Source organism: Methanobrevibacter sp., from assembly GCF_045586545.1.
GTDB lineage: Archaea > Methanobacteriota > Methanobacteria > Methanobacteriales > Methanobacteriaceae > Methanocatella.
In genome coordinates, this window is the sequence record NZ_JAZNAN010000013.1 from 1 (window position 1) to 6,521 (window position 6,521).

The following is a 6,521-nucleotide window of genomic DNA, read 5'->3' on the forward strand; positions in this document are numbered from 1 at the left end:
TGTTTAAATGGCGAATTTTAAAAAAAATAATTATTTTCATAAATAATATATTTTTCAGAGGTTATATAGTTTAAAAAAAGCAAAATATATTTTTAATATAATATCATAATAATATTAAGGTGATAAAATGAATATCCTTTATTTAGCAATAATCATAATTTTGGTAATTATCGTTATAGTGACAATAATTCACATGTACAATAATCTCGTTGGACTTAGAAACCGCGTAAAAAACAGCTACGCACAGATTGATGTTCAACTTAAAAGAAGAAATGATTTAATACCAAACCTGGTGGAAACCGTAAAAGGTTATGCTGGCCACGAAAAAGGCGTTTTAGAAGAAGTAACCAAAGCCAGAACAAGCGTAATGAATGCATCAAGTGTTGAAGAAGCAAGTGAAGCTAACAACCAATTAACCGGTGCTTTAAAATCCTTGTTTGCCGTTGCTGAAAATTACCCTGACTTAAAAGCAAACAGCAACTTCCAACAATTGCAAACCGAATTAGCAGACACCGAAGATAAAATTTCATATGCCAGACAGTTCTACAATGATGTCGTTTTAAAATACAACAACGCTTGCCAACAATTCCCAAGCAGCATCATTGCAGGAATGTTCGGTTTTAATGAAGAAGAATTCTTCCAAGCACCTGAAGCAGAAAGAGCGGTTCCTGAAGTTAAATTTTAAACAGGCGGGATTACATGAATGTTAAAAAGACATTCTGTATAATCTTACTCTTTTTTATATTATTTTCAACATTAACATTTGTTTCGGCTGATGATGACAGAAGCTACACAATCGATCAGGCATTTCTAGAACTGACTGTTGAAAATGATGGTCTACTGCATGTAGAAGAACGGTACGATTATGCATTTGATGGTGCCTTTAATGGAGTCTACAGAGACATTCCATTAAAGTCAGGCGAAAGCATTGAAAATGTCCATGTCTGGGCGGAGGGAGCCTATCCTGTTCTTAAGGAAAGCGACGATGGCGGATACAAGCATCTGAAAATCTATTTATATTCCGATGCAGAGCATACAAAAGGCATCAGGGACTGTGACGTATCCGTATACATAAGCTATGACATGAAAAATGTAGTGACTCTTTTTAATGATGTCGGAGGACTTCAATACAAACTCTGGGGCGAAGAATGGGACGTCGGCGTTGGAACCCTATACGCCCAAGTAAACTTGCCTGGAGAAGATGGAAATACCTATTTCCTAAACCCACAGGAATATAATAAAACCAGCATCCAAAATGGAGGCTTCATTGAACTTCAAAGTACCTCCATTCCAAAAGGGGAATTCTATGAACTGCTCGTTTTAATGCCATTAGATGACTTTGATGATGCAGTATATGCAAAACATGTCGACCAAGATGGAAAAGACATGATAATGAAAAACCTGGAGGATAGTGTAAACGGACGTAACTTCTGGAACACCAGCTATTTGGTTTTAGGATTATTATCAATTTTAAGTCCTATCGGTGCAATATTCACCTATTTCAAATATGGTAGGGAACCTAAAGTAAACTACGATGGAATTTACGAAAGGGAATTGCCGACAAATGACCCGCCTGAAGTGATTAACGCACTTGTTGAGAATAAGTCAAGCATCGGAAAGCCAAACGTGAAAGGATTTGAAGCATCATTGATGAATTTGATTGACAGAAAAATCGTAAGGCTTTTCCCAGAAGCAAATGCCTCAACAGGTACAAATGAATTGCTTTTGACATTCAATCATGAAAGAGAACATGAATTGAGTTCCAGTGAAAAACAGGTATTTAAAATCTTATCCCACTTTGCAAGGGATAATGTTTTAAATCTATCCCAATTGAATAGTCAATTATCTTCCGAAACTAAAGCAAATTGGTTTGTAGACAATATTGCCAAGTGGGAAGAGTCAGTTGAAAATAGAATTGACCTTCCATTCTATTTCGATGATGCCGGGTCTACAATGATTTCCGCAATTGGAGTGGGAGGCATTGTGTTTGGAGCAATAATAGCCATTTTAGGATTTATGACAAATCTTGCAAACGGATTTTATTGTCTCATTGCAGGAATAATTCTAATAATATTTTCAGTCGGCCTTCTAGCCCTTGATGAGGATATTTTTGGAAGATGGACCGAAAACGGCAGAGCCTTCTATCTCAAATGGGCGAATTTCAAGAAGTTCCTGGAAGACAACAGTTTAATTAAAGAACACCCTCCCGAATCTATAGTTGTCTGGAGAAAGTATTTGATTTATGGTGCGGCTCTTGGAGTAGCTGATGAGGTTTACGAATCCATGAAACTGCAAATTCCAAATATCTCCGACTATGATGACGGTCTTTTCATGTACCACTATTACGGAGGATATGGTCTGATGCACAGCGCATACAGTTCCAGTCAATCAACAATCAACTCTTCATCCGACTCTGGAGGATTTGGTGGCCTCGGAGGAGGATCTGGAGGTGGAGGTGGAGGAGCATTCTAGCTTCTCAATCTTTTATTTTTTTAATTTTAAAAGAAAAATAGAAAATAATATTATTTGAATTTTAAAAAAAAAGAAATTTTTTGCTAAATTAAGCAAATTAACCTATTTATATATCTAATTACTTCCAAAATCTTGGATAGGTATCCGGTTTCATAAATACTTTATTAACATTTACAGCAAATCCTGAATCTGCATCCAGAATTTCATTTGAATTTAAAAGAGAATTACCTGCACCGACCAATTCCCCTTTAAGGGTTTCAATCGCTACAATATCATTTTTTTGAATATTATCGGCCAAACTGGCTATTCCACCACATGCTAAATCCGCTCCATGACATACAGCATCTACAGCAGAATCCTTAATGATAATTTTCGGCAGGTAATCTGCAGCCCTTTCCATCGGCATTATCGCATCACGAAGGAATGATTCATCACCATCTTCAATCCAGAAGTGATATGCATCGGTTACATCCTGTAATGTCACCAAGTTGTTTTTTTCATTAAAGGAACCTACCTGTGTACGTCTGAGCTCCGCCATATGCGCTCCAACACCCAATGCCTCACCTATATTGTGACAATATGTCCTGACATATGTTCCCGCTTCACAACCTATTCTGAATAGAACATCACGCCCCTCAATTTCATAGATTGTGGAGTAGTAGATGTTACGGGTTCTAAGCTCACGCTTTACGGCACTTTTAACGGGAGGCAACTGAAAAATCTTTCCAGTAAATTCCGCAAAGACTTCACGAATCCTTTCCTCATCAACGTCATGATGCAATGTCAAAAGACAGACATACTCCTTTGGAGCAGTTAAGAGAAGCTGTATTGCACGGGTAGCCTCATCCAAACCAACTGGCAGGATTCCAGTTACTTTAGGATCCAGTGTTCCACCGTGGCCTGATTTTTCAATTGGTAAAATTCTTTTTACCCAGGAGTCTATTTCATGAGAAGTTGGACCTGATGGCTTATCTAAGTTGATTACTCCTTTGGAAATGTAATCTTCAATTTCACGTTCTTCCGGTTTACAACCAAAATCAGGTGAAGTAAAACTCTTAGATTTAGTAACCATGTCAAATTTCATGAAAAAAACCTTAAAAAATAGTAAATAAAAAAAGATATGAATAATATTTTAATTATTCATTTAGACTTATAAGTCAGCTAAAGCTGCTTTGATAGATTCTGCATCACCAGAAACATCGATAGAATCTTCGGTTGGTTCTAAGTGAGCGATGTTACATCTTCTGTTTTTTACAGATTCACCAATAACTTCTACAAAGTTTTCATCGATAATTTCAACGATTGCGCATTTTTCGCCTGCTTCTCTACCAGCAGTTTTAACACATACTCTACCTACTTCAATTGATGCCATTTATATCACCTTTAATGTTTGAATAATGATTTCTGATATGCTTTGAGGATCAAAACTATCAGTATTTATAATTAAATCATAGATATCCATATTACTGATGTCAATATTATGGATTTCTTTGTATCTTAAAGCTTCACTTTTTTCACGAGTGATAATCTCACTCTTGGCTATTTCCACAGACTTTTCCTCCCTTTGAGCTATTCTTTTGGAACGTACATCAAACGGAGTCATTAACCAAATCTTTAAATCGGCATTATCCACAAAGAATGCGGATAATCTTCCTTCAACAATCAGGTTTTCTGCTTCCTTAGCCTTTAAAGCTTGCCTTTTATCAATTTCTTTATCAATATCATCATTACCCTCAGCAAACTCGCTGAATTCAAGAACACTCATTCCATGTTCCGCAGCCATCTCTCTGAAAATGAAACCTGCAGAAATGTAAGGAATATCCAACCTTTCTGAGAGAACCTCAGCAGCGGTTGTTGTTCCTGTTCCAGCCAATCCACCGATAGTAACTATCATTATTTTCTAGCCTCGTTTTTGAAATGTTTACGAGCACATTTTGAGCATAAGTACCCACCGAATGGACGGTTAGGTCTTTTAGCGGTTTTTGATAATTTTCCAATTTCATATGGACGTCCACGAGGAACTCCATGTAAGACTGCACCACATTCAGCACAAACATGCTTAGATGGTTTTTTCTTTTTGTATCTTAAAACATTTTTCCCACCAGGGGTGTTTTTATGAACTCTTTTGTATGATCTTGATCTAAACCTATTTGCAGGCATTTAATCACCTATAAATTAATTTTTAAATAAATATATAATAATTGTGTAATAGCGTATTCAAAATAGAATATTACACTATATCTTTTTCATCATTAATAAATGTATAGTTTTTAGGCAAATTTAGAACCCTTCTTTGAATCCTAAATATTTTCTTAATATCTGACTCATACCGAAAGTACAAATCATATACCATAACAACCAACCAATTCCATATGGGATAGTTGCTTTACCTCCATACATGAAGCCTCCTAAGAAATGCCAAAGCGGAGTTAAAGTAACCCAATATACGGTTTGAGGTAAAATAATTACTAAGTTATTAATAGCTGATGATCTCATCCAGAAAAATATCAGGATGATAGGTACAAAAGTCACAAGCATTGGTTTGAATTGATTTGTCATCATAGCAGTTTGGTCTTTCATTAAATCTGCTTGTTCAGCTTGTATCTTAGCAAGTTCTTTTCCATCCCCTCTTTTTTGAGCATCACGCATTCTTTGATTAACTTCTTTCATTTTTGCTTGTTGTGCATTTAGCTCATCTTGATCAACTAAATACTTATTAGCAATAGTTGTAATTAATGAAACAATGAATGCAATGATTAAAACTGTTAAAGCAGGATTAGCTGGATTAGGGTCCATTGCGAGAATAGGATTGAAAATCGCATTTAATGCCCCAAAAATCGGTGCCATTATATCCATGATTATACCTCTATAAATTTAATACATCTACTAATTTTGCAACTGAAGAATTTAAATGATTATCATGATTTGAAACAATTTTTACAGTAGCACCAGTTAATGTAGCATAAGCCATTGAAGTAGCTCTGTTCATTTGTTGGTGTAAATCAATTTCCTTAGCTTTTTGAACATCTCTCACACGAGTTTCATCATTTAATCTTCTGTAAATAATTTCATCAGGATTAGCTTCAACTAATATAAAAAGATCCGGTTGTAATTGCTCTAAAACCCAAATTGGTAAACCTGGTAAAAATCCAGCAGGAGTATTGATAGTACAATGAGTATCTACAATAACATTATCATTTTCAGATCTTTCTTTAATTTCTTTAGCTGCTTTAGCTTGAATTTCTTTTTGTGTTTCAGCAGGCAATTTTCTTAAAGAATCCCTATCTTCAACGAGGTTTTCCTTAATTGCAATTTCAGTCATTATGTCTCCGTAATTTAAATGGACATAATCTACTTCATCGAGTGCTTTACCTAATAAAGTTGAACTTCCAGAACCTGGAATACCTGTTAATACTACTAATTTCACTTTAATCCCTCACATAATGTTAAAGAAAGTTAGAAAGAGATTAGTCTCCTCCTAAAACTTTTCTGAGAAGTGGATTTGAAGACATAAGTTGTTCTTCAGCCATTTCTTCATATAATTTATGAAGAATACCTACAGTAAGCAATACTCCGGTACCTCCACCTAAAGCACCGGTCAAGTCCGCAAGGAAAGCGATAAGACCTACATAGATACCACTGATAATGGTAAGTGCAGGAATATACTTTTTCAAAATCTTATACAATTGACGTTTACTACTTCTAAAACCAGGTATTTGAATACCTGAACTATGAAGCTGTTCTGAAATCTTCTTAGCATTCAAACCACTGATTTCAACCCATAAATATGAGAACAACATACAGCATCCAATGAAGAATAATGCGTATACTAAAACGTGTAAAGGTTCTGTAATGAACATTGTCAGGTTAGGTGTTGACAAAAGCCAAGCAATACCGTCAACCGGCTTACCGTTCTGCAAGTGTCCTAAGATTGGAACTCCAATCTTTTGGAAGATGTTTGCAAATAAGGTTACGTTTACAAGCAATGCGCTTGTCAAAATTACAGGCATGTTACTTGAGTAAACGAATTTCAATGGGTATTTACCGAC

General features: G+C 35.6%; 8 protein-coding genes and 1 pseudogene. 2 read left to right on the forward strand and 7 right to left on the reverse strand.

Going from position 1 to position 6,521, the window contains the following annotated elements; all coding sequences use genetic code 11:
- The first annotated feature begins 127 nt into the window (after positions 1 to 127).
- The gene (locus ACKI3D_RS01075; protein ID WP_407391511.1) at positions 128 to 685 is read left to right on the forward strand and encodes a LemA family protein; all 558 of its coding nucleotides are present in this window, start codon (positions 128 to 130) and stop codon (positions 683 to 685) included.
- 14 nt (positions 686 to 699) lie between these two features.
- Positions 700 to 2,472 (forward strand): DUF2207 domain-containing protein, encoded by a 1,773-nt coding sequence (locus ACKI3D_RS01080; RefSeq protein WP_407391513.1) that lies wholly within the window; start codon positions 700 to 702, stop codon positions 2,470 to 2,472.
- Between the two features lie 118 nt (positions 2,473 to 2,590).
- Here ACKI3D_RS01080 and ACKI3D_RS01085 read toward each other — a convergent pair whose 3' ends face one another.
- From ACKI3D_RS01085 to ACKI3D_RS01115, 7 genes and pseudogenes are all read right to left on the reverse strand, one after another.
- Positions 2,591 to 3,556 (reverse strand): RNA-guided pseudouridylation complex pseudouridine synthase subunit Cbf5, encoded by a 966-nt coding sequence (locus ACKI3D_RS01085; RefSeq protein ID WP_407391515.1) that lies wholly within the window; start codon positions 3,554 to 3,556, stop codon positions 2,591 to 2,593.
- Positions 3,557 to 3,622: 66 nt separating this feature from the next.
- Positions 3,623 to 3,844: a 50S ribosomal protein L14e gene (locus ACKI3D_RS01090; RefSeq protein WP_407391517.1), complete on the reverse strand. Its 222-nt coding sequence runs from the start codon at positions 3,842 to 3,844 to the stop codon at positions 3,623 to 3,625.
- Positions 3,845 to 4,366, reverse strand: a complete 522-nt coding sequence (gene cmk, locus ACKI3D_RS01095; RefSeq protein WP_407391519.1) for a (d)CMP kinase — start codon at positions 4,364 to 4,366, stop codon at positions 3,845 to 3,847.
- Positions 4,366 to 4,632: a 50S ribosomal protein L34e gene (locus ACKI3D_RS01100; protein ID WP_407391521.1), complete on the reverse strand. Its 267-nt coding sequence runs from the start codon at positions 4,630 to 4,632 to the stop codon at positions 4,366 to 4,368. The genes cmk and ACKI3D_RS01100 overlap by 1 nt, the downstream gene beginning before the upstream one ends.
- Before the next feature lie 120 nt (positions 4,633 to 4,752).
- Entirely contained in the window at positions 4,753 to 5,328 is a 576-nt protein-coding gene (locus ACKI3D_RS01105) for a DUF106 domain-containing protein (protein WP_407391523.1), read from the reverse strand.
- Positions 5,329 to 5,338: 10 nt separating this feature from the next.
- Positions 5,339 to 5,899, reverse strand: coding sequence for an adenylate kinase (locus ACKI3D_RS01110; protein WP_407391525.1), 561 nt, complete (start codon positions 5,897 to 5,899; stop codon positions 5,339 to 5,341).
- A 40-nt stretch (positions 5,900 to 5,939) separates the two neighbouring features.
- Positions 5,940 to 6,521, reverse strand: a pseudogene (locus tag ACKI3D_RS01115) (preprotein translocase subunit SecY); the annotation flags it as partial.